Annotated in this window: 26 protein-coding genes and 1 tRNA gene; 18 read left to right on the forward strand and 9 right to left on the reverse strand. The window is 65.7% G+C overall.

The window, feature by feature from the left end; translation table 11 throughout:
* The first annotated feature begins 13 nt into the window (after positions 1-13).
* The 8 genes from AC1DNE_RS22740 to AC1DNE_RS22775 all read left to right on the forward strand — a co-directional run bounded on the left by AC1DNE_RS22740 (position 14) and on the right by AC1DNE_RS22775 (position 7,897).
* The gene (locus AC1DNE_RS22740) at positions 14-676 is read left to right on the forward strand and encodes a class I SAM-dependent methyltransferase (RefSeq protein ID WP_441472525.1); all 663 of its coding nucleotides are present in this window, start codon (positions 14-16) and stop codon (positions 674-676) included.
* Entirely contained in the window at positions 673-1,923 is a 1,251-nt protein-coding gene (locus AC1DNE_RS22745) for a glycosyltransferase (protein WP_441472526.1), read from the forward strand. Before AC1DNE_RS22740 ends, AC1DNE_RS22745 begins: the two co-directional genes overlap by 4 nt.
* On the forward strand, positions 1,920-3,065 hold the full coding sequence (locus tag AC1DNE_RS22750; protein WP_441472527.1) for a glycosyltransferase family protein: 1,146 nt from the start codon (positions 1,920-1,922) through the stop codon (positions 3,063-3,065). The genes AC1DNE_RS22745 and AC1DNE_RS22750 overlap by 4 nt, the downstream gene beginning before the upstream one ends.
* Before the next feature lie 167 nt (positions 3,066-3,232).
* Positions 3,233-4,219, forward strand: coding sequence for a cobaltochelatase subunit CobS (gene cobS / locus AC1DNE_RS22755; protein WP_441472528.1), 987 nt, complete (start codon positions 3,233-3,235; stop codon positions 4,217-4,219).
* 15 nt (positions 4,220-4,234) lie between these two features.
* On the forward strand, positions 4,235-4,585 hold the full coding sequence (locus AC1DNE_RS22760; protein WP_476766244.1) for a GFA family protein: 351 nt from the start codon (positions 4,235-4,237) through the stop codon (positions 4,583-4,585).
* Between the two features lie 8 nt (positions 4,586-4,593).
* Positions 4,594-5,010 carry a GNAT family N-acetyltransferase gene (locus AC1DNE_RS22765; protein WP_476766245.1) on the forward strand — a complete coding sequence of 139 codons (417 nt, stop codon included), beginning with the start codon at positions 4,594-4,596 and terminating at the stop codon, positions 5,008-5,010.
* Entirely contained in the window at positions 5,007-6,899 is a 1,893-nt protein-coding gene (gene cobT / locus AC1DNE_RS22770; RefSeq protein ID WP_441472531.1) for a cobaltochelatase subunit CobT, read from the forward strand. The genes AC1DNE_RS22765 and cobT overlap by 4 nt, the downstream gene beginning before the upstream one ends.
* Positions 6,899-7,897, forward strand: coding sequence for an esterase-like activity of phytase family protein (locus tag AC1DNE_RS22775; protein WP_476766246.1), 999 nt, complete (start codon positions 6,899-6,901; stop codon positions 7,895-7,897). Before cobT ends, AC1DNE_RS22775 begins: the two co-directional genes overlap by 1 nt.
* 176 nt (positions 7,898-8,073) lie before the next feature.
* Here AC1DNE_RS22775 and rpmB read toward each other — a convergent pair whose 3' ends face one another.
* Positions 8,074-8,361 (reverse strand): 50S ribosomal protein L28, encoded by a 288-nt coding sequence (rpmB, locus tag AC1DNE_RS22780; RefSeq protein WP_441472533.1) that lies wholly within the window; start codon positions 8,359-8,361, stop codon positions 8,074-8,076.
* 288 nt (positions 8,362-8,649) lie between these two features.
* On the opposite strand from rpmB, the gene AC1DNE_RS22785 reads away from it, so the two are divergent.
* Complete coding sequence (locus AC1DNE_RS22785; protein ID WP_476766247.1) at positions 8,650-9,459, forward strand: DUF3108 domain-containing protein; 810 nt, start codon at positions 8,650-8,652, stop codon at positions 9,457-9,459.
* Positions 9,460-9,468: 9 nt separating this feature from the next.
* Here the strand turns inward: AC1DNE_RS22785 and AC1DNE_RS22790 are convergent, their stop codons facing one another.
* Positions 9,469-9,801 (reverse strand): NIPSNAP family protein, encoded by a 333-nt coding sequence (locus AC1DNE_RS22790; protein WP_441472535.1) that lies wholly within the window; start codon positions 9,799-9,801, stop codon positions 9,469-9,471.
* Between the two features lie 2 nt (positions 9,802-9,803).
* Entirely contained in the window at positions 9,804-10,988 is a 1,185-nt protein-coding gene (locus AC1DNE_RS22795; protein WP_476766248.1) for a pyridoxal phosphate-dependent aminotransferase, read from the reverse strand.
* 285 nt (positions 10,989-11,273) lie between these two features.
* On the opposite strand from AC1DNE_RS22795, the gene AC1DNE_RS22800 reads away from it, so the two are divergent.
* The 8 genes from AC1DNE_RS22800 to denD (AC1DNE_RS22835) all read left to right on the forward strand — a co-directional run bounded on the left by AC1DNE_RS22800 (position 11,274) and on the right by denD (AC1DNE_RS22835) (position 18,498).
* Positions 11,274-13,106 carry an IlvD/Edd family dehydratase gene (locus tag AC1DNE_RS22800; protein WP_476766249.1) on the forward strand — a complete coding sequence of 611 codons (1,833 nt, stop codon included), beginning with the start codon at positions 11,274-11,276 and terminating at the stop codon, positions 13,104-13,106.
* A gap of 243 nt (positions 13,107-13,349) precedes the next feature.
* A complete protein-coding gene (locus AC1DNE_RS22805; protein ID WP_476766250.1) occupies positions 13,350-14,189 on the forward strand; it encodes an isocitrate lyase/PEP mutase family protein in 840 nt (279 codons plus the stop codon).
* Positions 14,186-14,512: a hypothetical protein gene (locus tag AC1DNE_RS22810; protein ID WP_441472539.1), complete on the forward strand. Its 327-nt coding sequence runs from the start codon at positions 14,186-14,188 to the stop codon at positions 14,510-14,512. The genes AC1DNE_RS22805 and AC1DNE_RS22810 overlap by 4 nt, the downstream gene beginning before the upstream one ends.
* Positions 14,509-15,174: a GNAT family N-acetyltransferase gene (locus AC1DNE_RS22815; protein WP_476766251.1), complete on the forward strand. Its 666-nt coding sequence runs from the start codon at positions 14,509-14,511 to the stop codon at positions 15,172-15,174. The genes AC1DNE_RS22810 and AC1DNE_RS22815 overlap by 4 nt, the downstream gene beginning before the upstream one ends.
* A 2-nt stretch (positions 15,175-15,176) precedes the next feature.
* The gene (locus AC1DNE_RS22820) at positions 15,177-15,632 is read left to right on the forward strand and encodes a GNAT family N-acetyltransferase (protein WP_476766252.1); all 456 of its coding nucleotides are present in this window, start codon (positions 15,177-15,179) and stop codon (positions 15,630-15,632) included.
* A gap of 15 nt (positions 15,633-15,647) precedes the next feature.
* Positions 15,648-16,394, forward strand: a complete 747-nt coding sequence (locus tag AC1DNE_RS22825; protein ID WP_476766253.1) for an SDR family oxidoreductase — start codon at positions 15,648-15,650, stop codon at positions 16,392-16,394.
* Positions 16,395-16,488: 94 nt separating this feature from the next.
* The gene (gene denD / locus AC1DNE_RS22830) at positions 16,489-17,475 is read left to right on the forward strand and encodes a D-erythronate dehydrogenase (protein WP_476766254.1); all 987 of its coding nucleotides are present in this window, start codon (positions 16,489-16,491) and stop codon (positions 17,473-17,475) included.
* A gap of 39 nt (positions 17,476-17,514) precedes the next feature.
* A complete protein-coding gene (gene denD, locus AC1DNE_RS22835) occupies positions 17,515-18,498 on the forward strand; it encodes a D-erythronate dehydrogenase (RefSeq protein WP_476766255.1) in 984 nt (327 codons plus the stop codon).
* Between the two features lie 126 nt (positions 18,499-18,624).
* Here the strand turns inward: denD (AC1DNE_RS22835) and AC1DNE_RS22840 are convergent, their stop codons facing one another.
* The 3 genes from AC1DNE_RS22840 to rplU all read right to left on the reverse strand — a co-directional run bounded on the left by AC1DNE_RS22840 (position 18,625) and on the right by rplU (position 20,398).
* The gene (locus AC1DNE_RS22840) at positions 18,625-19,317 is read right to left on the reverse strand and encodes a GNAT family N-acetyltransferase (RefSeq protein ID WP_441472545.1); all 693 of its coding nucleotides are present in this window, start codon (positions 19,315-19,317) and stop codon (positions 18,625-18,627) included.
* 151 nt (positions 19,318-19,468) lie between these two features.
* Complete coding sequence (gene rpmA / locus AC1DNE_RS22845) at positions 19,469-19,735, reverse strand: 50S ribosomal protein L27 (protein ID WP_038363769.1); 267 nt, start codon at positions 19,733-19,735, stop codon at positions 19,469-19,471.
* 168 nt (positions 19,736-19,903) lie between these two features.
* Positions 19,904-20,398 carry a 50S ribosomal protein L21 gene (gene rplU / locus AC1DNE_RS22850; protein WP_441472546.1) on the reverse strand — a complete coding sequence of 165 codons (495 nt, stop codon included), beginning with the start codon at positions 20,396-20,398 and terminating at the stop codon, positions 19,904-19,906.
* A gap of 296 nt (positions 20,399-20,694) precedes the next feature.
* Between rplU and AC1DNE_RS22855 the strand changes: the two genes are divergently transcribed.
* A tRNA-Ser gene (locus AC1DNE_RS22855) sits at positions 20,695-20,784 on the forward strand.
* Positions 20,785-21,189: 405 nt separating this feature from the next.
* Here AC1DNE_RS22855 and AC1DNE_RS22860 read toward each other — a convergent pair.
* From AC1DNE_RS22860 to AC1DNE_RS22870, 3 genes are all read right to left on the reverse strand, one after another.
* Positions 21,190-21,534, reverse strand: a complete 345-nt coding sequence (locus AC1DNE_RS22860; RefSeq protein ID WP_441472547.1) for a Dabb family protein — start codon at positions 21,532-21,534, stop codon at positions 21,190-21,192.
* 6 nt (positions 21,535-21,540) lie between these two features.
* Positions 21,541-22,314: a ferredoxin--NADP reductase gene (locus AC1DNE_RS22865; RefSeq protein WP_476766256.1), complete on the reverse strand. Its 774-nt coding sequence runs from the start codon at positions 22,312-22,314 to the stop codon at positions 21,541-21,543.
* A gap of 349 nt (positions 22,315-22,663) precedes the next feature.
* A complete protein-coding gene (locus tag AC1DNE_RS22870; protein ID WP_441472549.1) occupies positions 22,664-22,906 on the reverse strand; it encodes a hypothetical protein in 243 nt (80 codons plus the stop codon).
* Between the last annotated feature and the right edge of the window lie 8 nt (positions 22,907-22,914).

Below are 22,914 nucleotides of genomic sequence, written 5' to 3' on the forward strand. Positions count from 1 at the left end.
CAACGACGGAACCATGACGCCTGAACCGCCCTGCGAGGCCTTCCACGACCTGCTGCGCGGAATGGCCGCCTTATCCGGCAACCGCATCGTCGCCGATGTCGCGCGCCTCTACGGCAAGGGGGCGCCGCCCGATCTGTCGATCGCCTGCAACCACAAGCAGATCGCCTCCAAACAGTGGCTGGTCGACGCGCTGGCCGATGCCTGCCCGAAGCCGGCCGGCCCGGTCTGGGTGCTCGGCGCCTGGTACGGGGTGCTCGGGGCCATGCTGCTCGACGATGTGCGGCTTGCTATCGACGACGTGGTGAGCCTCGATATCGATCCGACCTGCGCGCCGACCGCCGAGATACTGAACCACCGACATGTCGCCTCCGGGCGCTTCCGGGCGCTGACGGCGGACATGATGGCGCTCGATTTCGCAGCTCAGTCGCCCAAGCCCGGGCTCGTCATCAACACGAGTTGCGAGCATCTCGCCGATGTGCCGGGCTGGATCGCGGGCTTACCGGCCGGCTTGCCGCTCGTGCTGCAATCCAACGATTACTTCCGCGAGCCCGATCATTGCAGTTGCGTGCCATCGCTCGAGGCGTTTAGCGAGCAGGCTGGGCTCGCCGAGGTCTGGTTCGCCGGAGCGCGGCCGACGAAGAATTATACGCGCTTCATGCTGATCGGCCGGCGATGACGACTGGCGCTGCACCGCGCATCGCGGTGGCGATGAAGGGCTATCCAAGGCTGTCGGAGACCTTCATCGCGCAGGAACTGCTGGGGCTGCAGCAGCGCGGCCTTGCCTTCGAGATCTGGTCGCTCCGGCATCCGACTGATGGTGCCAAGCATCTGATGCACAATCAGATCGCGGCGCCGGTGCGCTACCTGCCCGAATATCTGCACGACGAGCCCGGTCGCGTCGCGCGCGGCGTGTTCGGCGCCTTCGCGCAGCCCGGCTTGCGCAAGCTCATTTCGGCCTTCCTGCGCGACCTCGCCCGGGACAGGACGCGCAACCGGCTGCGCCGCTTCGGCCAGGCCTGCGTGATGGCGTGCGAGCTGCCGGCGGATATCCGGCATCTGCATGTGCACTACCTGCACACCCCGGCCTCTGTCATCCGCTATGCGGCCCTGCTGCGCGGCCTGAGCTGGTCCTTCTCGGCCCATGCCAAGGATATCTGGACGACGCCCGACTGGGAGAAGCGCGAAAAGATCGCCGATGCCGCCTGGGGCGTGACCTGTACCCAGGATGGCTTCCGCGAACTCGAACGCCTCTCCGATCGGCCGGACAAGGTCGAGTTGGTCTATCACGGGCTCGATCTCGCACGCTTTCCGCCGCCGGCCCCACGCTCCGGCCGGGACGGTTCCGATTCCGCCGATCCGGTGCGCTTCGTCACAATCGGGCGAGCAGTGCCGAAGAAGGGCTTCGACGATCTGCTGGAATCCCTGGCGAAACTGCCCTGCACGCTGCACTGGCAGCTGACCCATATCGGCGGCGGCGAGATGCTGAAGGCGTTGCAGGAGAAGGCGCGCGCGCTCGGTCTCGGCGACAATATCGTCTGGGCCGGGCCGAAGGCGCAGGACGACGTCATCGCCGCCTTGCGCGCCGCCGACCTCTTCGTCCTGCCCTCGAAGCAGGCGGGAGACGGTGATCGTGATGGCCTGCCCAATGTCGTGATGGAGGCGGCGAGCCAGGCCCTGCCGATCATCGCCACGGATTTTGCCGGGATCCCGGAATTCGTTCGACATGGCGTCGAGGGGCTTCTGGTGCAGCCCGGCGATATCGAAGGACTTGCCGGCGCCCTGGTGGAACTCGCCCGTTCCCCGCAGCAGCGGGGCCAACTCGGCTATCGCGCGCTGGCGCGGCTGACCGGCTCCTTCTCGGCCGCGGCCGGGCTCGACGGCATCGCTGCGCGGCTATACGCCTCTGCCGAAGAAAAGGCATGAGCGCCACCGTCCTCATCGCCGTTACGCATCTGCTCGGCTCGGGCCATCTGGTGCGCGCTGCCAATCTCGCGCGGGCCCTGGCGCAGAACGGTTTCGCCGTCACGCTGGCGAGCGGCGGCATGCCGCTGCGGTCGATGGAGCAGGAGCCCTTCACCTTCGTGCAGTTGCCGCCGGTCAGGACGGAGGGCGTCGATTTCCGCATGTTGCTCGACGAGGTCGGTCAGCCCATCGGCCTGGAACGCGAGGCCCTGCGCGTTGCGGCCTTGGAAGGGCTGGCGGCGAGCTTGCAGCCTGATGCGGTGATCGTCGAGCATTTCCCGTTCGGACGCCGGCAGCTCGCCGCCGAGTTTCTCGCTCTGATCGCCGCAGCACGCGCCGCCAATCCGAAGTCATTGCTAGTCTCCTCGGTCCGGGACGTGCTGGTGAGGCCGCGTCCCGAGCGCATCGCGGAGGCCGAGGACCGGCTCGCGACGCTGTTCGACGCGGTGCTGGTCCATGGCGATGCGGATTTCCTGCCGCTCGACCGCTCCTGGCCGGTCGACGCGCGGCTCGCAGCCAAGCTGCGCTATACGGGCTACATGGCGGATACGCCGATGGCTGGTGCGCCAATCGAGAATGGCGAGGTGCTCGTCTCCGGCGGCGGCTCGGCCGCGGCCATTCCGCTGTTCGAGCTCGCGATTGCTGCGGCGAAGCTCGGTCCGCAGGACAGGCGCTGGCGTATCCTGGTCGGGCGCGCAGTCAGCGAGGACGTCTTCGGGCGGCTGCTGGCAGGGGCGCCGGCGCATGTCACGGTCGAGCGGGTGCGGCCCGATTTCCCGGCGCTGCTCGCCGGCTGTGCGATCTCGGTCAGCCAGGCCGGCTACAATACGGTGCTCGATCTCGTCGCTGCCCGCCGGCCCGCCATCGTCGTCCCGTTCGATGCCGGTGGCGAGACGGAGCAGGCGGTCAGGGCCGAGGCGATGGAGCGGGCCGGGCTGGCGCGTTGCCTGCGGATTTCGGGGGAGGGGGCTTTGACACCCGATGCGCTGGCGGCCGCCGTCGCGGCCGGAATCGGCCGAAGCCCGCCGGGCATCGCTCTCGCGCTCGACGGCGCGCGCAATGCGGTCGAAATCGTGAAAAAGCTTCTGCACGAGCGCGTGTGAGCTATCACGAGCGGTAAGCCGGCATGCCCCTTGCGAGGGCCAGGGTGCAGCTTTGCGAATTGCCGCTTCCGGTCTTTCGCTCTAATGAGGGATGATCCGCCTCCCTCCTCGGTCGGCTCTGGGCAAACCGGCATGTAGCCGGCCACGGCCCTGCGCCTGGAGACAAGATGATGACGACGACGACCGCGCCCGGATTGCCCGACATGAAGCTGTCGGTGCGCCAAACCTTCGGGATCGACACGGATCTCGAGGTGCCGGCCTATTCGGCAGCCGATCCGCATGTGCCCGATTTCGACCCGGATTACCGTTTCGACCGCGACACCACCATCGCGATCCTCGCCGGTTTCGCGCATAACCGACGCGTCATGATTTCGGGCTATCACGGCACCGGAAAGTCGACCCATATCGAGCAGGTCGCGGCCCGCCTCAATTGGCCCTGCGTGCGCGTCAACCTCGACAGCCACGTCTCCCGCCTCGATCTCGTCGGCAAGGACGCGATCGTGCTGAAGGAAGGCAAGCAGGTCACCGAGTTCCAGGACGGCATCCTGCCCTGGGCCCTGCAAAACAACATCGCGCTGGTCTTCGACGAGTACGACGCCGGCCGCCCGGACGTGATGTTCGTGATCCAGCGCGTGCTGGAGCAGTCCGGCAAGCTGACGCTGCTCGACCAGAAGCGCGTCATCCGGCCTCATCCCGCCTTCCGGCTGTTCGCCACCGCCAACACGGTCGGCCTCGGCGACACTTCGGGCCTCTATCACGGCACGCAGCAGATCAACCAGGGTCAGATGGACCGCTGGTCGATCGTCACGACGCTCAACTACCTGCCTCATGACAACGAGGTCGCGATCGTGCTGGCGAAGTCGAAGCACTATCAGAAGAGCCCGGAAGGCAAGGACATCGTCAACAAGATGGTCCGTGTCGCCGATCTCACCCGCAACGCCTTCATGAACGGCGACCTCTCGACCGTGATGAGCCCGCGTACGGTCATCACCTGGGCGGAGAACGCGGCGATCTTCGGCGATATCGGCTTCGCCTTCCGCGTCACCTTCCTGAACAAGTGCGACGAGATGGAGCGCACGCTGGTGGCCGAGTTCTTCCAGCGTTCCTTCGGCAAGGAGCTGCCGGAGAGCGCGGCGAACGTGGTCCTGAGCTAACGGAGGAAGCGAGCCATGGCGCGGTATCAAGGCAGCTGCCATTGCGGACGGGTTGCCTATGAGGTCGAGGCCGACCTCGGGCAGACGATCACCTGCAACTGCTCCTACTGCCAGCGCCGCGGCTCGATTCTCGCCTTCTCGCCGGCCACCGCCTTCACGCTCACCCAGGGCGAGGAGGCGCTGACCGAGTACCGCTTCCACACGCAGAAGATCCAGCATCTGTTCTGCGAAACCTGCGGCATCGAGTCCTTCGCCAGGGCGAACGGATCCGACGGCACGCCGATGGTCGCGGTCAATGTGCGCTGCCTTGCCGGCGTAGAGCCGGGCGATCTCTCGCCGACGCAATATGACGGGCGGTCGCGCTAGGGGGAGCCATGGTCGCGGTTACGGTTGAGCGTGAACAGGACGAGACGCGCGCGGCCGTTCTGCGTGGGTTGAGCGCGCATAACCAGGCGAAAATCGGCCCCCGGAACACCAAGCCGCTGGCCATCAGCCTGCGCGACGAGAGCGGCGAGATCGTCGGCGGCCTCGTCGGCGAGCTGAAATGGGAATGGCTCTATGTCGATCTGCTCTGGATCGACGAGGCCCATCGCGGCGCGGGATTGGGCGAAACGCTGGTCGCGCGAGCCGAAGACGAGGCTCGCCAGCACGGCGCCAAGGGTGTCTTTCTCGGGACGATGAGCATCCAGGCCCCGGGATTTTATCCGAGGCTCGGCTATCGCGAATGCGGCCGGATGGAGAACTATCCGGTGGCGGGTCAAACGCTGCATCACTTCACGAAGGCGCTATGAGCATCTCGAACCGCAAGCCCGGAACGCCGAAGGAAGCCCCGGCCGAGCCGCTGAAGCGCGCCATCTCCGGCGCGATGAAGGCGATCGCGCGCAAGCCGGAGATGGAAATCGTCTTCGCCGCCGACAAGCCGTCGCTGGTCGGCGAGCGGGCGCGCCTGCCCGAGCCGCCGCGCAAGCTGACGCCCGGCGATGTCTCGATCCTGCGCGGCCATGCCGATTCGATGGCGCTCAGGCTTGCCTGCCATGATGCCGCGATCCACCGCCGGGCAGCGCCCGAAGGCGATGCGGCGCGCGCAGTCTTCGACGCCGTCGAGCAGGCGCGGGTCGAATCGCTCGGCGCGCGGCGGATGTCCGGCATGGCCGGCAACATCACCGCGATGCTGGAGGACCGCTATCACCGTGGCGGGCGCTACGAGGAGATCACCGATCGCGCTGACGCGCCGCTCGAGGATGCGCTGGCGCTGATGGTGCGCGAGCGCCTGACGGGCCTGAAGCCGCCGAAGGCGGCCGAGAAGATCGTCGAGCTCTGGCGCGAGCAGATCGAGGCCAAGGCCGGTGGCGATCTCGACCGGTTGTCCAAGACGATTGAGGACCAGCGCGGTTTTGCCCGCACGGTGCGCGACATGCTGGCGGCGCTGGACATGGCCGACCAGAGTGCGCAGGGCGACGAGTCCGAGGAGGACGAGGACAATCAGGACCAGTCCTCCGAGGATCAGCAGCAGCAGGAAGGCGAGTCGGAACAGGAGAGCGGCGCCGACCGCTCCGAAGTCGAGGTCAGCGAGGACGCGACCGAGGAACTGCAGGAAGGCGCCTCCGAGGCGACAGACGCGCCGGCCGGCGATTGGGACGAGGAGGATGACAGCTCCGAATCCGAGGAGGCCGGCGAAGCGCCGCGTCCGCGCGAGAGCCGCGGCAATGAGCGCCCGCAGACCGACTACAAGGCGTATACGACCAAATTCGACGAGATCGTCACGGCCGAGGAGCTCTGCGACGCCGAGGAGCTGACGCGCCTGCGCGCCTATCTCGACAAGCAGCTCGCGCATCTGCAGGGCGTCGTCGCGCGCCTCGCCAACCGCCTGCAGCGGCGGCTGATGGCGCAGCAGAACCGCTCCTGGCAGTTCGATCTCGAGGAGGGCGCGCTCGACCCCGCCCGCCTGCCGCGCATCATCCTCGATCCGTTCCAGCCGCTGTCCTTCCGGCAGGAGTCGGACGTCAATTTCCGCGACACGGTGGTGACGCTGCTGATCGACAATTCCGGCTCGATGCGGGGGCGGCCGATCACGGTCGCAGCCACCTGCGCCGATATCCTCGCCCGCACGCTGGAGCGCTGCGGCGTCAAGGTGGAGCTGCTTGGCTTCACGACGCGCGCCTGGAAGGGCGGGCTGTCGCGCGAGGCCTGGCTGCAGTCCGGCAAGCCGGCCAATCCCGGCCGCCTCAACGATCTCAGGCACATCATCTACAAGGCGGCCGATGCGCCCTGGCGGCGCGCGCGCAAGAATCTCGGCCTGATGATGCGCGAGGGGCTGCTCAAGGAGAACATCGACGGCGAGGCGCTGGACTGGGCGCATAAGCGCCTGCTCGGCCGGCCTGAGCAGCGCAAGATCCTGATGGTGATCTCGGACGGCGCGCCGGTCGACGATTCCACCCTCTCGGTCAATGCCGGCAATTATCTGGAGCGGCACCTGCGCCACATCATCGCCGAGATCGAGACGCGCTCACCCGTGGAGCTCATCGCCATCGGCATCGGCCACGACGTCACGCGCTACTACCGCCGTGCCGTCACCATCGTCGATGCCGAGGAGCTGGGCGGGGTGATGACCGAGAAGCTTGCCGAGCTGTTCGAGGAGGACGGCCCGGCTGCGGGGTCCGCATCGCGCCGCCTGCACTGATGCGTCTCACGCGTCGCGCCGCTCTCGCCGGCCTCGGCGCCGCCGCCCTGCCGGGCGCGGCGCAGGCCGTCGAGCAGACCCGCTTTCCGGTCTCCGTTTCCGCAAGGCCTTTCACGGCCTTCGAGCCGCGCAACGCGGATCGGCGCCGATTCGGCGCCTTGCAGTTCCGCGGCGGGCTCGTCCTGAGTTCCGGCCATCCGCGCTTCGGCGGGTTCTCGGGCCTGGCGCGGCTGAACGGGGGGCGCGACATCGTCGCGGTGACCGATCGCGGCTATTGGCTGACGGCGAAGGTCGTGTCGCAGAGTGGCAGACCTGCCGGGCTCGATGATGTCGAGATGGCTGCCATTCTGGGCGCCTCCGGGCGGCCGCTCGCGCGCTCGGGGCTCTTCGACACCGAGAGCCTCTGCATCGCCGATGGCGTGGCCTATGTCGGGATCGAGCGCCGGCACGAGATCGTCCGCTTCGACTGGGCTGGGGAGGGCGTCGAGGCGCGGGCGCGGTCGGTGCCCGTGCCGCCCGAAATCAAGCGCCTGCCGCGTAATCGCGGGCTTGAGGCGCTGGGCGTGGTGCCCGTAGGGCCGCTGAAGGGAGCGCTTGTCGCGATCGCCGAGCGATCGGGCAAGGAGGACGAGCCGACGCTCGGTGCGATTCTCGGCGGTCCCCAGCCCGGGCTGTTCAGGGTCGCCCGCCATGATGGCTACGACATCACCGATCTCGCCTTCCTGCCGTCCGGCGACATGCTGCTGCTTGAGCGCTGGTACCAGCCGCTGCGGGGCGTCGGCATGCGGATGAGGCGAATCGCCGGGCGCGATATCCGGCCGGGGGCGCTGGTGGACGGGCCGCGCCTGATCGAGGCCGACCTCGGTTATGAGATCGATAATATGGAAGGGCTGTCGGTCCATCAGGAGAACGGGCGCACTGTGCTGACCCTGATCTCGGACGACAATTTCTCCTTCCTGCAGCGGACGGTGCTGCTGGAATTCGAGCTGGTTGCATAGAGAGCGTCATGCTCGGGCTTGACCCGAGCATCTCCGGACGAATGGGTGCCGGAGCCTCTCCGGGCCCGAGCTTCTCGAGTCGAGGCTTCGCTCCGGCCGAGAATGACGGCCCTTGATGCCCAAACGAAAAAAGCGGCCTTGCGGCCGCTTCCTTCAGACCCGAGAGGTCAAGCCGCTCAGTTGGCGGCGAGCTTCTTCTCGAGGTCGCGCTTCAGGGAGAGCGCGCCGACCGAGAGGTCGCCGGCCGCAGCCTTGAGCAGGAAGGCGTCGAGGCCGCCGCGATGCTCGACCGAACGCAGGGCGTTGGCCGAAACGCGCAGGCGCACCGAACGGCCGAGCGCGTCCGACTGCAGCGTGACGTTCACGAGGTTCGGGCGGAAGACGGTCTTCGTCTTGCGGTTCGAGTGGCTGACGAGGTGGCCGGTCTGGGTGGCTTTCCCGGTCAGTTCGCAACGGCGGGCCATGGCAATCGTTCCTTACATCCCCAGGTCGCTCAAACAAAAAAACCGACACGCGACGTGCCGGCGAGCACCGGAAGTCAAATTGAAGTCGGGGTTCCATAGCCAAGCTGGCGGGCCCCGTCAAGGAAAACTCCCGCGGCCTGTTCACATCGCCTTCAGCGTTAACGAGGTGTAAAGATCGGCATCGGATGCTTCGTTCGGCCATCGCTTCGCCGCGATGGAAAACCGGTCACGATTCGGACCGATTCAGAGTGCATGTCGCGCAGGATCGCGCCGTTCCGGAGGCTATGGATGAAATCCGCCGTCGCATCGTCCCTCACAGCGCTGGTTCTCGCAGCCTGTCTGGCCGAGGTTGCCGAGGCGGCCTCGCTCGACGCGCGCTACGACGTCTCCCTTCTCGGCATCACGCTCGGTACTGCGAGCCTCTCCGGCGGCATCGACGGATCGAGCTACAAGCTCGACATGGCAGCCAAGCTGACGGGAATCGTCGGGGGCGTGACCGGCGGCCGCGGCTCGGGCGCTGCGACCGGGGCGCTGGTGGGCGGCAAGCTCGCGCCCAAGACCTTCGCGGTGAGCTCCGCAAATTCCAGCGAGAGCCGCACGGTGCGGATGGCGCTGGCCGAGGGCGCCGTCGCCGGTATCGATATCGAGCCGCCGATCGACGAGAAGCCCGATCGCGTGCCGCTCACCGAGAGCCACAAGCGCAATATCGTCGACCCGCTCAGCGCCTTCCTGATGCCGGTCAGCGGCAAGGGCAAGGACGCCGCCTGCAACCGCACCCTGCCGATCTTCGACGGCGCGGCGCGCTACGACATTAAGCTGTCCAGCGCCGGCACCCGCAATGTGAAGCTCGAAGGCTATAGCGGCCCGGTCTCGATTTGCCAGGCGCGCTATGTGCCGATCGCCGGCCACCGGGCGCTCCGGCCCAGCACGAAGTTCATGGCGGAGAACCGGGACATCACGGCCTGGCTCGCGCCCGTCGCCGGCACCGATGTGATGGTGCCGGTGCGCATCTCCGTGAAGACGATGATCGGCACGGCCGTGATCGAGGCCTCGAGCTTCAAGGTCGATCCTGGTGTGACCGCGAGCGCGCGGAACTGAGACTGGTTTTCAGGGCGCGCGCTTGACGCCCTGATCGTCTTCGAAAACGGGGCGGAAGAACGATCGCTCGTAGCTGATGATGAAGCGATCCTTCTCGTTCATCGCGAAGGCCGCCTGGCACTCGGGGTCGTCGAAGGAGCGCTTGCGGTAGTCCTCGTACGCCGCGAGCGACGGAAAGCTGAACATGGCGAGCGCCACGTTGGACACGCCTTCCGAGGGCATGAAATAGCCGTGGTGCTTGCCGCCGAACTTCTCGACCAGCCTGATCCAGAGCTTGCCATAGGCCTCGAAGGCATCGAGCTTATGGGGGTCGACAACATAGCGCAGATAGCAGGTGACCATGGTCAGGCGGCCTTCGCGTTGGTGAGGAACGTCTTCATCCGCTCCAGCGCCTTCTCGATGTTCCCAAGCGAGTTGGCGTAGGAGAGACGGATATAGCCCTCGCCATGGACGCCGAAGTCGGGCCCGCCGATGGTGGCGACGCCGGCTTCCTCCAACAGGGCGGAGGCGAGCTTCTTCGCCTTCCAGCCGGTCTGCGAGACGTTCGGGAAGGCGTAGAAGGCGCCCCTGGGCTCGATGCAGGAGACCCCCGGCAGGCCGTTCAGGCCCTTCACCACCGCCTTCCGGCGCCGGTCGAATTCCGCCAGCATCATATGGACCGCGTCCTGCGGGCCGGCGAGCGCCGCGAGCCCTGCCCATTGCGCCGGGGCGTTGACGCAGGAATGCGAGTTCACCGCGAGCTTGCGGGCATTGTCGAGCAGCGGCTTCGGCCAGACCGAATAGCCGAGCCGCCAGCCCGTCATCGCGTAGGTCTTGGACCAGCCGTTGAGGAGGATGAGCCGGTCGCGAATCTCGGGATAGCTGAGAAGGCAGACATGCTTCTCGCCGTCATAGACCATCTGGTCGTAGATCTCGTCGGACATGATCGCGACGTCGGGGAAATCGCTAAGGCCAGCGACGAGCTTGTCGATCTCGGCCTTGGGCGTCACGCCGCCGGTCGGGTTGGCCGGCGAGTTGATGATGAGCAGGCGCGTCTTCGGCGTGATCAGCGCCAGCGTCTCCTCGGCCGAGAAGGCGAAGCCGTTTTCCTCGCGGATCGGCACCGGGATCGGCGTCGCGCCGGTATACTCGATCATCGAGCGATAGATCGGGAAGCCCGGGTCCGGATAGAGGATCTCCACGCCGGGCTCGCCGAACATCAGGATCGCCATGAACATGGTGACCTTGCCGCCGGGCACGATCATCACGCTCTCGGGCGAGACCTCGACCGCGAAGCGCTTGTGCAGGTCGGCCGCGACCGCCTCGCGCAGCGGCAGGATGCCGTTCGCCGGGGTGTAGCCGTGATGGCCGTCGCGCAGCGCCTTCACCGCCGCCTCGACGATGTGCTCGGGCGTGGCGAAATCCGGCTGGCCGATGCCGAGATTGATGATGTCGTTGCCCTGGCGCTGCAGCTCGGTCGCGCGCGCCAGCACGGCGAAGGCATTCTCCTCGCCGATGCGGGCGAAGGATGGGACGACGTGAAGGGACATGGCGCGTTTCCTCGGCGGCGCTTTTCGGACGGGCAGATTGGCCGGTTCTGTCAGGGCGTGCCTTCTGACCCGCCTTTTCTTGGCGCCAAACGGGCAGGGCTGGCAAGCGGAGGCCGCGCATCGCGCCCTGTTGCATGCTGCATACAGCATGAATAAATAGTATGACTATCAGCCAGAATGGGCCTTGCCGAGCCTTTGGCGATGGGCATGATGGCTTGTCTCAAATCGTTTGAATGAGACATCGGCAAACGGCCGCCAGCGCCGTGCCGCGCGAGAGGAAACGAGATGGCCAAGGCACCCGGCAAGACCCCCGGCAAGAAGCCGGTTCGGCGTATCAAACCCGAGCAACTGCGCTCCAAGGCGTGGTTCGACAATCCCGCCAATGCCGACATGACCGCGCTCTATATCGAGCGCACCATGAATTTCGGCCTGTCGCGCGAGGAACTGCAGTCCGGCCGGCCGATCATCGGCATCGCCCAGACCGGCTCCGACATCGCCCCTTGCAATCGCCACCATATCGAGCTGGCCCACCGTGTCCGCGACGGCATTCGCGAGATGGGCGGCGTGCCCTTCGAATTCCCGATCCACCCGATCCAGGAAACCTGCAAGCGGCCGACCGCCTCGCTCGACCGCAACCTGCAATATCTCTCGCTGGTCGAGATCCTCTACGGCTACCCGCTCGACGGCGTGGTGCTGACGACCGGCTGCGACAAGACCACGCCGGCCCAGATCATGGCGGCCGCGACGGTCGACATCCCCGCCATCGCACTGCCGGGCGGCCCGATGCTGAACGGCTCCTTCCGCGGCGAGCGCACCGGCTCCGGCACCATCGTCTGGAAGGCGCGCCAGATGATGGCCGCGGGCGAGATCGACTATAAGGGCTTCGTCGAGCTCGTCGCATCCTCGGCGCCGTCCGCCGGCCACTGCAACACCATGGGCACGGCGTCGACGATGAACTCGCTGGCCGAAGCCATGGGGATGACGCTGCCCGGCGCCGCCGCGATCCCCGCGCCTTACCGCGACCGCTACGAGATGGCCTATCTGACGGGCAAGCGCATCGTCGAGATGGTCTGGGAGAACCTGATTCCGTCGAAGATCCTGACGCGCGAGGCGTTCGAGAACACTATCGTCATCAATTCGGCGATCGGCGGCTCGACCAATGCGCCTGTTCACGTCAACGCCATCGCCAAGCATATCGGCGTCAAGCTCGACAACGAGGACTGGACGAAGATCGGCTACGATATCCCGCTGCTGGTCAATCTGCAGCCGGCCGGCGAGTATCTCGGCGAGGACTATTACCGCGCCGGCGGCCTGCCTGCCGTGATCGCGGAGCTGATCGAGAAGGGCAAGCTCAAGCCGGCCATCACTGCGAACGGCCATACGCTGGAAGAGAACTGCAAGGGAGCGTTCTCGATCGCCCGCGAGGTGATCAAGAGCTACGATCAGCCGATGAAGGCCCAGTCCGGCTTCCTCAACCTCTCCGGCAACCTGTTCGATTCCGCGATCATGAAGACCAGCGTGATCACGCCGGAATTCCGCAAGCGCTATCTGGAGAACCCCAAGGATCCGATGGCCTTCGAGGGCCGCGCCATCGTCTTCGACGGGCCGGAGGATTACCACCACCGCATCGACGATCCGGCGCTGGCCATCGACGAGCACTGCATCCTGTTCATCCGCGGCGTCGGCCCGATCGGGTATCCCGGCGCGGCCGAGGTGGTGAACATGCGGCCGCCGGATTACCTGATCAAGAAGGGCGTCACCGCGCTCGCCTGCGTCGGCGACGGGCGCCAGTCCGGCACCTCCGGCTCGCCCTCGATCCTCAACGCCTCGCCGGAAGCGGCGACCGGCGGCGGCCTCGCGCTGCTGAAGACCGGCGACAAGGTCCGCATCGATCTCAACAAGCGCACCGCCAATATCCTGATCTCGGATGAGGAATTGGCGCAGCGCAAGGCCGAGTTCAAGGCGGCGGGTGGCTACAAATACCCGAAGAGCCAGACGCCCTGGCAGGAGATCCAGCGCAAGATCGTCGACGAGCTGTCCGAGGGCATGGTCCTCAAGCCGGCGGTCAAGTACCAGAAGATCCACAAGAAGTTCGGTATCCCGCGGGACAACCACTGAGCACGGGGCTCGCTGGCGCGTCATGCTCGGGCCTGCCCCGGGCATCTCGTGCCGACGCATGCGCCTCTTCTGGCGAGAGATTCTCGGGTCGGCCCTTCGTGCCGCCCGAGAATGACGGCTGCGGCGGCATTCGCCATGCGCAACGGCGCCCGTCCGCCGATGCGCGACGCCGGGGCTGACAAACGAAGCTGTCCTAGACACTATGCCAGCCTCGTATCCGCCTCCATTTGAAACGATTTAAAAATGGCCCACAGCCCGCAGGTCGAAGCCTTCCGCAAGCTGCACGAGGCCGGTTGCTTCGTGATGCCCAATCCCTGGGATCTCGGTTCGGCGCGCTGGCTGCGCGGGCAGGGGTTCAAGGCGCTGGCGACGACGAGCGCCGGCTTCGCCTTCACGCAGGCACGCGCCGACCAGGACGTGCCGCGCGACATGATGCTTGCCCATATCGCCGAGATGGTGAAGGCCGTGCCGGATCTGCCGGTGAATGCCGATTTCGAGAACGGCTATGCCGACACGCCTGATGGCGTCGCCGCCAATGCCAAGCTCTGCGTCGCGACCGGCATCGCCGGCCTCTCGATCGAGGATGCCACGGGCCGAGAGGATGATCCGCTCTATCCCTTCGAGCTTGCCGTCGAGCGGATCAAGGCCGCGCGCAAGGCGATCGACGAGACCGGCTCCGGCGTGGTGCTGACCGCCCGCGCCGAATGCTTCCTGACCGGCCATTCCGAGCCGCTGAAGGAGGCGGCGCGCCGGATCGAGGCCTATGCGGCGGCTGGAGCCGATGTGCTCTATGCGCCCGGGCCGAAGACCGCAGCCGATATCGGCACCATCGTTTCGGCCGCCGGCGGCAAGCCGGTGAATGCCCTGATCTACGGCGATTTCGGGCTCTCCGTCGCGGATATCGCGGCGGCTGGAGCACGGCGCATTTCGATCGGCGGCGCCTTGGCACGGGCGGCCTGGGCGGCCTTCATGGAGGCGACGCGGCTGATCGCAGAGGAGGGCAGCTTCAAGGGCTTCGCCGGCAACGGCCCCTCGGCGCCGCTCAACCCCTTCTTCCGCAAGGATCTCGAGGAGCGTTCATGAGCGGCACGCTCCTGATCGCGCCGGAATGGCTTGGGCGCAGCGGCCTCTGGCAGATCGATGCCAAGGGCAAGCGCAAGGCGGTCGACGCAGAAGATGTCGGCCTCTCCGAGGAACTGGGCGACCGGCTCGAAGCCTGGATGGATGTCTTCGACGCGATCTATGACGACGACGATCCGGTGGCGTCCGATTTCGCCGATCAGGTCGAGCGCATGGCCTGGGAGGCCGAAGGGCATGCGCTCGCCCATGCCATTGCGGATGAGCTCGGTTCGAGCTGGAACGTTCAGCAGGATTTCACAAGCTGGCGGGGCAAGGGACTGTCATGACACTCGACTGGAAGGCGCCGCCATTTCCGCCGGCCAAGGTACTGGATGGGCAGTACTGCCGGCTCGAACCGCTCGACGTTGGCAGACATCTCGACGACATCTGGGCCGCCAATGCCGGGCATGACAGCGTCTGGGATTGGCTGCCTGCTACCCCCCCGAAGAGCAAGGACGAGTACCGCGCGCTGCTGGATTCGATGGTGGCCAAGGGGGGCATCGTCCCGCTCGCGGTGATCGACAAGGCCGACGGCAAGGCCAAGGGGCATCTCTGGATCATGGAGATCCGGCCCGAGCATGGCGTGTTCGAGGTCGGCTGGATCACTTATTCGCCGGCGTTGCAGCGCACGCGGACCGCGACCGAGGCGATCTATCTCGTCGGCGACTACGGCTTCTCGCTCGGTTATCGCCGCTACGAGTGGAAGTGCAACAACCGCAACGAGCCGTCGAAGCGCGCGGCGCTGCGCTTCGGCTTCCAGTATGAGGGGCTATTCCGGCAGCACATGGTGGTGAAGGGCGCGAACCGGGATACGGCCTGGTTCTCCATCATCGATTCCGAGTGGCCGGCGCGTGCGCGCGCTTTCGAGGCTTGGCTCGCCCCCGACAACTTCGATGCGCAGGGCCAGCAGAAGGCCTCCTTGACCGATTTCGCGAAGGCGCAGGCCTGACAATGACGCCGCGCCGCGCCACGCCTGCCGATATTCCGGCCATCGTCGCGCTGACGGAGGCCGCCTATCTGCCGAACGAGGCGATCATCGGCGTGCCTTCGCTGCCACGCATCGCGGATTATGACGAGGTGCTGGCCACGCGCGAGGTGTGGGTGGTCGATGACGAGCCGGGGCTTGCCGCCGCGCTGGTCCTGGAGATCGAGCCCGAGGATTTCACGATCTGGAGCATTGCGGTTTCGCCGGAGGCGGGCGGGCGCAAGCTCGGGGCCACGCTGATGGCCTTTGCGGATGAGCGGGCCCGGGCGCTCGGCTACGGCTCCGTCCATCTCTACACCCACGCCAAGCTGACCCAGCGCATCGGCTGGTACGAGCGCCTCGGCTTCGCCATCACGCATCATGAGGACATGGCCGACCGGCGGCTGACCCATATGCGCAAGATTTTTGCAAAAGCCGGCTAATAAAAGGAAGCGAGCATGGCAGGACGTTTGAAGGGCAAGGTCGCGGTCATCACCGCCGCGGGGCAGGGGATCGGCCGCGCCATTGCCGAGGCTTTCGTGGCTGAGGGAGCCACCGTCTGGGCGACCGACAAGGATGTCGGCCTGCTCGAAGGCATTCCGAAGGCGAAGAAGCGCAAGCTCGACGTGCTGTCGACCAAGGCGGTCAACGCCTTCGCGGAGAAGGTCGGGCCGATCGACGTTCTCGTGAACGCTGCCGGCTTCGTCCATCACGGCACGGTGCTGAACACGGACGACAAGGCCTGGGACTTCTCCTTCGACCTCAACGTCAAGGCGATGCATCGCACGATTCAGGCCTTCCTTCCGGGCATGCTGGAGAAGGGCAATGGCTCGATCATCAACATCGCCTCGGGCGCCGGCTCGGTGCGCGGAATCCCGAACCGCTACGCCTATGGCGCGACCAAGGCGGCGGTGATCGGCCTGACCAAGGCCGTCGCGGCCGATTACATCAAGAAGGGCGTCCGCGCGAACGCGATCTGCCCGGGCACCATCCAGTCGCCCTCGCTCGACCAGCGCATCAAGGACCTCGCTGCCTCCACGGGAACGACCGAGGCCGCCGCCCGGCAGGCCTTCATCGATCGCCAGCCGATGGCCCGTCTCGGCACCGCCGAGGAGATCGCGTGGCTCGCGGTCTATCTGGCCGCGGACGAGTCGAGCTACACCACCGGCCAGATCCATCTGGCGGATGGCGGCTTCGCGCTCTGAGCGCAAGCATCGGTGGCGGGCGGTCCTCCGCCCGCTACCGGTCCAGAGGTTGCGGCAAACAGCGACCCGGCACGAGAACGGATAGGGAGAGCTCATGCATGTCCTGATCACGGGCGCGGCCGGCATGGTCGGCCGCAAGCTCGCGGAACGCCTGGTGCGCGAGGGAAGCTGCGCCGGCAAAGCGATCGGCAAGCTCACTCTTTCAGATGTCATGCCAGCTTCCTTGCCGGCGGAACTCGCGGACCGCGCGACGATCCGCGTCGAGGATTCCGGCGATGCGGCTGTGGCGAAGCAGCTCGCCGCGCTGCGTCCGGATCTGATCTTCCACCTCGCCGCGATCATCTCCGGCGAAGCCGAGCGCGATTTCGACAAGGGCTACCGCGTCAATCTCGACGGCATGCACAACCTGCTGGAGGCGATCCGGCACGAGGGCGGCGCGGCTTACGTGCCGAAACTCGTCTTCACCAGCTCGAGCGGCATTTTCGGTGCGCCGTTCCCACCCGCGATCTCTGATGAGTTCCACGCAACGCCGCTGACCAGCTACGGCACGCAAAAGGCGATCGGCGAATTGCTGCTGGCCGATTACACGCGGCGCGGCTTTGTCGACGGCGTCGGCATCCGCTTTCCCTCGATCGCGGTCCGGCCCGGCAAGCCGAACGCCTCGGCCGGCGGCTTCTTCTCCGGCATCATTCGCGAGCCGCTGCAGGGGCTGGAGGCGCTGCTGCCGGTCGGCGACGAGGTGCTCTTCACCCATGCCAGCCCGCGCTCGGCCGTCGGATTCCTGATCCATGCCGCGGGGCTCACGCGCGAGGCGCTGGGGCCGCGCGTCAACCTGACCATGCCGGGCGTCTGCGTCACCGTCGGCGAGCAGATCGAGGCGCTCGGGCGCATCGCCGGCGACAAGGCGGTGAAGCTGATCCGGCGCGCGCCGGACGAGGCCTCTTCCGCCATCGTCGCGGGCTGGCCGACACGGTTCGACGCAAAGCGCGCGCTGGCGCTGGGCTTCACGGCCGAACGCGATTTCGACGAGATCATCCGCGTCCATATCGAGGACGATCTCGGCGGCTATCTTCCGAACTGACGACGCGAAACTTCAGACCAAACCTTCAGGACAGAACCCATGCATATTCTCGTTCTCGGCGGCGCCGGCATGGTCGGGCGCAAATTCATCGAGCGGCTGGCGCGCGACGGGGCGCTCGGCGGCAAGCCGGTGACGCGCGTGACCGCGCAGGATGTGGTCGTTGCCTCGGCTCCGCCGGCCGCGCCCTTCGATTTCGAGGCGGTGATCTCCGATCTCTCGATCGAGGGCGAGGCCGAGAACCTGATCGCGACGCGGCCCGAACTGATCGTCCATCTCGCCGCGATCGTCTCCGGCGAGGCCGAGGCCGATTTCGACAAGGGCTATCGCATCAATCTCGATGGCACGCGCTATCTTTTCGAGGCCATCCGCAAGGTCGGCGGCGGCTACAAGCCGCGCGTGGTCTTCACCTCTTCGATCGCGGTGTTCGGCGCGCCGTTCCATGACAAGATCGAGGACGAGTTCTTCACCACGCCGCTGACCAGCTACGGCACGCAGAAGGCGATCGGCGAACTGCTGCTGTGCGACTATTCGCGGCGCGGTTTCTTCGACGGCGTCGGCATTCGCCTGCCGACGATCTGCGTGCGCCCCGGCAAGCCCAACAAGGCGGCCTCGGGCTTCTTCTCCAACATCATCCGCGAGCCGCTGAACGGCGAGGAGGCGGTGCTGCCGGTCTCCGATCAGGTGCGCCACTGGCACGCCTCGCCGCGTTCGGCGGTCGGCTTCCTGATCCATGCGGCGACGATGGACACCACCGCGATCGGTCCGCGCCGGGTGCTGACCATGCCGGGCTATTCCTGCACGGTCGCGGAACAGATCGAGGCGCTGCGCAAGGTCGCCGGCGAGAACGTGGTGAAGCGGATCAAGCGGGTGCCGGATCCGGTGATCGACGGGATCGTCGCCGGCTGGCCGCGCAACTTCAACCCGCAGCGGGCGCTGACGCTCGGCTTCACGGCGGAGTCGAGCTTCGAGGAGATCATCCGCGTCCACATCGACGACGAACTTCACGGCACCTTCGTGAAGTGAGGCGCGGCTGACGTTCCCGTCATTGCGGGCGTAACGAAGCAATCCAAGGAGACTGGGCTGAACCGCCCAGCTTTGAGGCTCCTGGATTGCTTCGTTGCTTCGCTCGCAATGACGCGTCGTCGTCCTTCAAGCCGGGCAGGGCTCGGCCTGCTCCTGCTGACGGCGCGGGAGCATCCCGAGCGCCGGCGAGCGCGCCGGTTCCTCCCCCGGCTCCTGCTCGGGCGCATGGGCCCAGCCGCTGGCGCTCCAGCTCTTCAGCGCCGCCCAGGTCGAGCGGTCGAGCCGGAACTGCTCGCAAGGGAACAGCCCGCCACGCGCCGGCAGCGACTTCAGGAAAGAGCCCTCGGCCCGGAAGCCGGACTTCTCCAGAACCCGCCGCGAGGCCGGGTTGATGACGCGGGTATCGGCCTCGATCGCCGGCAGGTCGACCAGCGAGAACAGGGTGTCGATCAGCCCCTGCACCGCCTCGGTCGTGTAGCCCTTGCCCCAGTGCGGCGTGCCCAGCCAGTAGCCGATGAAGGGTGTGCCCGAAGCCTGCTTATGGGCTCCGATCATGCCGATCAGCTCGTTCGGCTTTGAACGCGGGGTGATCGCCAGAACGAGGTGATCGCCCAGCGCATTGCCCTTGCGCATCGCGAAGATGAAGGGCTCGACCGCCTCGGGCGGGTAGGGGTGTGGAATCGACGCCGTCATCTCGGCCACCGCCTTCTCGCCTGCCTGGCGAAGGATAGCCGCAGCATCGGCCATGCGGGGCCAACGCAGCCAGAGACGCCGGGTCTCGAGCCGGAAGACATCGTCGCGGGTCAGTTCGGGGAACATCGGTCTCTCCGTCGGCGCAAACGAAAAAAGGGAGCTGGGACTTTGGTCCCATCTCCCCTTCGCTGACCTTCGGGAAACCCTATTCGGGCCCTGCCCTTGATCCGTTCGGTTCGATGGAACCGGCGGATCGAGGAAATTCCCTATCCGCCTTTTACTCTGCGGCCTCTTGGGCCGGGACTACGTTCACGAAAGCTCGGCCGAGTTTCGTCGTGAATCGGACGCGGCCATTCGTCGTCGCAAAGAGGGTATGGTCTTTGCCCATGCCAACGTTCGCGCCGGCATGCCACTTCGTGCCGCGCTGACGAATAATGATGTTGCCGGCAACGACGGCCTGATCGCCGAAGCGCTTCACGCCGAGTCGCTTGCTTTCGGAATCGCGGCCGTTACGCGACGAGCCGCCTGCCTTTTTGTGAGCCATAACGCCCTACCTCAAAACTTGTGCTGTCTCTCTAACCCGAATCGAGGGCAAAGGCCACCCGTCTCGGATACGAAATGCCGGAGCACCATTCTGTCAGGAGCGACAGGTCGAGGCCGAAGCCTCGGCGATGGTGATCCGGCGCGGATATCGACGCCGGGAAACCCGACTTCAGGCCTCGGACGAAGCCTCGTCCTTCGCCTTCTTGGCAGGGGCCTTCTTGGCCGCGGCCTTCTTCGGCTGCTCGGCTTCCTCGCCGGCCTCGGCCTTGGCGGCCTTCGGAGCGGCCTTGGCCTTGGCGGCAGCCGGCGCAGCGGCGGAAACATCGCCCTTCTTCATCTCCGGCTGCTTGCCGCCGGTGAGGATGTCGGTGATGCGGATGACGGTCAGCTCGGCGCGGAAGCCGCGCTTGCGCTTCGAATTCTGGCGGCGGCGCTTCTTGAAGGCGATGACCTTCTCGCCACGGGCCTGCTCGACGATCTCACCGGCGACGGTGATCTCGGAAAGGGCCTTGGTGTCGAGCGTGGTCTTCTCACCTTCGGTGAGCATCAGCACGGAGCCGAAGGCGACGGTGTCGCCCGGGTTGCCCTCGATCTTGGCAACGGTGATCTTGTCGTTGGCGGCGACGCGGAACTGCTTCCCGCCGGTCTTGATGACTGCGAACATTTTGTCCTCCATGTTCGGCCCCGCCCTGTCATGGCCTCCGGAATGGACGCGCATGCGGGACGGCTTTTTGGCAGTCGATTGCGTGGTCAGGTTTGCTCTTGCCGGCTTGCGACGCATCACGCAGGCCAAAAGAGATCAGGCGCGGGTTTCCCCACGCCGGACGGTGCTCGATAGTCGCATGGCCGGGAGAGGTCAAGCGAAAGCGGCTGTGAAGAGTGGAATTCTCCTGTTCGGGAGGCTTGCCCCCCGGGCACGGCTTGTGTAACAAGCGCCTCGCTTCGACCGAAGGCGACCGCGGACAGGTGGCAGAGTGGTTGAATGCACCGCACTCGAAATGCGGCATACCTGCAAGGGTATCGGGGGTTCAAATCCCTCCCTGTCCGCCATCATCTCGCCAAGGAATTGATTTTCCAGAGAGACAAGGCAAATCAAGAACTTGCGGCCGCTCGGCTCGAGCGGAGAGGGCGCAATGGCCCTGATAATGGCGCGCCTCGGAAGCATCGGAGCAGCGGCATCTACTGGCCGCGCAAACACTTCCCGGACGATCTCCAACGGCTCATCGGCAAGCGCTAGGCGAAGCAGAGCCTGGGGATGCGCGATCCGGCGGAGGCGCCGAGTTGGCTGCTGGCGCGGGAGGCGCGCAATCCGCCTTTCGCGCTATCTGTCTTTTCAAAAGGATCTGCGCACGCGACGCTTTCCGGGGGCAGAGCGCGTTTTTGGCGATGTTTCCAAAAACGAGTTCGCAGGCGGAGGCGGAGCGGTCCGCTCCCAGGGCAATCGGCCTGTGCCGATCAACGCGAAGGGCTGTCGGTCGACGGTTTGGCGGCGATCACGGGTTCAGTCGTCGCCTCCGAGATCACGTAATCCGCGGCAAGCCTCAACTCTCGCAGGGGGCGAACCCGCCTTATGGCTTCGGCATAGAGCTCATGGGCCTTGTACGCTGCCAGAGCAGCGTGATTCTCGAATTCTCCATAGACGACGATATCGACTTCGGAGCTGAGCGGGTCCGACTTCCGATTTTCGGCAATCTCAAGCCTTAGAGCATGGGGTATGCCTGTCAGGATCGACAGGCCCCTGCGTATCGTTTCGATATTGTCCGCTGTCTTGGCGCTGAAAAACACGATGTGTCGGATCATACGGGGCTACTTTTCGACAAAAGCCTTTTCAATCACGTAGTCGCCGGGTTCCCCGTGGTTGCCCTCTCGCAGCCCGCGCGCGACGAAAATTGATTTGAGGTCGGCCAGCAACTGCGGTGAACCGCATAGCATGAATCGATCACTGCGTGGGTCGAGGCCGGGCTGGCCGATATCAGAGAAGAGCTGGCCGGAGGTCAGCAAATCGGTAATGCGGCCGCGATTGCGAAACGGTTCGCGAGTCACCGTCGGATAATAGACGAGCTGCTTGCGGATCATTTCGCCGAGGAACTCGTCCTGTGGCAGCTGGCTCTGTATCCGCTCGCCATAGGCCAGTTCCGCGACCTGCCGGCAACCATGCACGAGGACGACGCTCTGAAAGCGCTCATAAGTCTCGGGGTCGCGGATCAGCGAGAGGAAAGGCGCCAGTCCGGTGCCGGTGCCAAGCAGGAAAAGGCGTTTCCCGTCGCTGAGATTGTCGAGGACGAGCGTGCCGGTTGCCTTTTTGCCGACGACGATCGGATCGCCAACTTTGAGGTTCTGGAGTTGCGATGTCAGAGGCCCGTCCGGCACCTTGATCGAGAAGAATTCCAGGCACTCGTCATAGTTGGTGCTCGCGACACTATACGCCCGCAGCAACGGCTTCTCGTTGATCTTAAGTCCGATCATCGTGAATTGGCCGTTCTTGAAGCGGAATGACGCATCGCGCGTCGTCGTGAAGCTAAACAGCGTATCGGTCCAATGATGAACGCTGAGAACCTGCTCCTCGTAGAAATTGCTCATCGGACCGGTTTTTCCTTGGCAAAATTCTTATCTTGTTCGGCTTATCGGCGCGGTTGATAAGCAGGTTTTGCCATCAGAATCAACGGGGGCAATTTTATTCTATCAAACTCCTATTTGACGCAGGTCATTATTTCCAAAATCGCTTGAGTATAGAATTTTGCTTGCGCATCATGGCTGCCGAAACCACGCTTGCTGCGTAGGCGATCGCTTCGGTTGCCCAGGGAAAAGGTGCCGCTCCGCCAACTGAGCTTTCGAGACGCGGGCGCGATCACGGCCGGCATGGCGCGCCGTGCGGTCGATCGCGGAGAGGACCGGGCAGGAATCCGGCCCGAGCTCTGAGCGCGCAGCATTATCCGCGCTTGGATGCATCTCGTCGCGTGATCTCGCGGGCAACCTCAAGCCAGAGTTCTGTAGCCTGCTTGTCGCCGCGCTGCCGGGCCAGCAGGGCAATTTGCTGCGCAGCCTCAAATGCAGACGAACCCGCCCGTTTGATGAGCGCGGCGGCTTCACGCCTGGCCAGCCTTCGCCGTGCAAGTCGCCCTTCAACCAGTGCTTCCGCCCAATCAAGGCAGCCATCCAAGAAGTTGAACATCGCAGACC

It is taken from the genome of Allobosea sp. 05L423, assembly GCF_056397745.1.

What these genes read in the sequence shown, in the direction of transcription:
- AC1DNE_RS22740 (WP_441472525.1), top strand. Translation starts at nt 14, where the DNA reads ATGACGCCTGAACCGCCCTGCGAGGCCTTCCACGACCTGCTGCGCGGA.
- AC1DNE_RS22745 (WP_441472526.1), top strand. Translation starts at nt 673, where the DNA reads ATGACGACTGGCGCTGCACCGCGCATCGCGGTGGCGATGAAGGGCTAT.
- AC1DNE_RS22750 (WP_441472527.1), top strand. Translation starts at nt 1,920, where the DNA reads ATGAGCGCCACCGTCCTCATCGCCGTTACGCATCTGCTCGGCTCGGGC.
- cobS (WP_441472528.1), top strand. Translation starts at nt 3,233, where the DNA reads ATGATGACGACGACGACCGCGCCCGGATTGCCCGACATGAAGCTGTCG.
- AC1DNE_RS22760 (WP_476766244.1), top strand. Translation starts at nt 4,235, where the DNA reads ATGGCGCGGTATCAAGGCAGCTGCCATTGCGGACGGGTTGCCTATGAG.
- AC1DNE_RS22765 (WP_476766245.1), top strand. Translation starts at nt 4,594, where the DNA reads ATGGTCGCGGTTACGGTTGAGCGTGAACAGGACGAGACGCGCGCGGCC.
- cobT (WP_441472531.1), top strand. Translation starts at nt 5,007, where the DNA reads ATGAGCATCTCGAACCGCAAGCCCGGAACGCCGAAGGAAGCCCCGGCC.
- AC1DNE_RS22775 (WP_476766246.1), top strand. Translation starts at nt 6,899, where the DNA reads ATGCGTCTCACGCGTCGCGCCGCTCTCGCCGGCCTCGGCGCCGCCGCC.
- rpmB (WP_441472533.1), bottom strand. Translation starts at nt 8,361, where the DNA reads ATGGCCCGCCGTTGCGAACTGACCGGGAAAGCCACCCAGACCGGCCAC.
- AC1DNE_RS22785 (WP_476766247.1), top strand. Translation starts at nt 8,650, where the DNA reads ATGAAATCCGCCGTCGCATCGTCCCTCACAGCGCTGGTTCTCGCAGCC.
- AC1DNE_RS22790 (WP_441472535.1), bottom strand. Translation starts at nt 9,801, where the DNA reads ATGGTCACCTGCTATCTGCGCTATGTTGTCGACCCCCATAAGCTCGAT.
- AC1DNE_RS22795 (WP_476766248.1), bottom strand. Translation starts at nt 10,988, where the DNA reads ATGTCCCTTCACGTCGTCCCATCCTTCGCCCGCATCGGCGAGGAGAAT.
- AC1DNE_RS22800 (WP_476766249.1), top strand. Translation starts at nt 11,274, where the DNA reads ATGGCCAAGGCACCCGGCAAGACCCCCGGCAAGAAGCCGGTTCGGCGT.
- AC1DNE_RS22805 (WP_476766250.1), top strand. Translation starts at nt 13,350, where the DNA reads ATGGCCCACAGCCCGCAGGTCGAAGCCTTCCGCAAGCTGCACGAGGCC.
- AC1DNE_RS22810 (WP_441472539.1), top strand. Translation starts at nt 14,186, where the DNA reads ATGAGCGGCACGCTCCTGATCGCGCCGGAATGGCTTGGGCGCAGCGGC.
- AC1DNE_RS22815 (WP_476766251.1), top strand. Translation starts at nt 14,509, where the DNA reads ATGACACTCGACTGGAAGGCGCCGCCATTTCCGCCGGCCAAGGTACTG.
- AC1DNE_RS22820 (WP_476766252.1), top strand. Translation starts at nt 15,177, where the DNA reads ATGACGCCGCGCCGCGCCACGCCTGCCGATATTCCGGCCATCGTCGCG.
- AC1DNE_RS22825 (WP_476766253.1), top strand. Translation starts at nt 15,648, where the DNA reads ATGGCAGGACGTTTGAAGGGCAAGGTCGCGGTCATCACCGCCGCGGGG.
- denD (WP_476766254.1), top strand. Translation starts at nt 16,489, where the DNA reads ATGCATGTCCTGATCACGGGCGCGGCCGGCATGGTCGGCCGCAAGCTC.
- denD (WP_476766255.1), top strand. Translation starts at nt 17,515, where the DNA reads ATGCATATTCTCGTTCTCGGCGGCGCCGGCATGGTCGGGCGCAAATTC.
- AC1DNE_RS22840 (WP_441472545.1), bottom strand. Translation starts at nt 19,317, where the DNA reads ATGTTCCCCGAACTGACCCGCGACGATGTCTTCCGGCTCGAGACCCGG.
- rpmA (WP_038363769.1), bottom strand. Translation starts at nt 19,735, where the DNA reads ATGGCTCACAAAAAGGCAGGCGGCTCGTCGCGTAACGGCCGCGATTCC.
- rplU (WP_441472546.1), bottom strand. Translation starts at nt 20,398, where the DNA reads ATGTTCGCAGTCATCAAGACCGGCGGGAAGCAGTTCCGCGTCGCCGCC.
- AC1DNE_RS22860 (WP_441472547.1), bottom strand. Translation starts at nt 21,534, where the DNA reads ATGATCCGACACATCGTGTTTTTCAGCGCCAAGACAGCGGACAATATC.
- AC1DNE_RS22865 (WP_476766256.1), bottom strand. Translation starts at nt 22,314, where the DNA reads ATGAGCAATTTCTACGAGGAGCAGGTTCTCAGCGTTCATCATTGGACC.
- AC1DNE_RS22870 (WP_441472549.1), bottom strand. Translation starts at nt 22,906, where the DNA reads ATGTTCAACTTCTTGGATGGCTGCCTTGATTGGGCGGAAGCACTGGTT.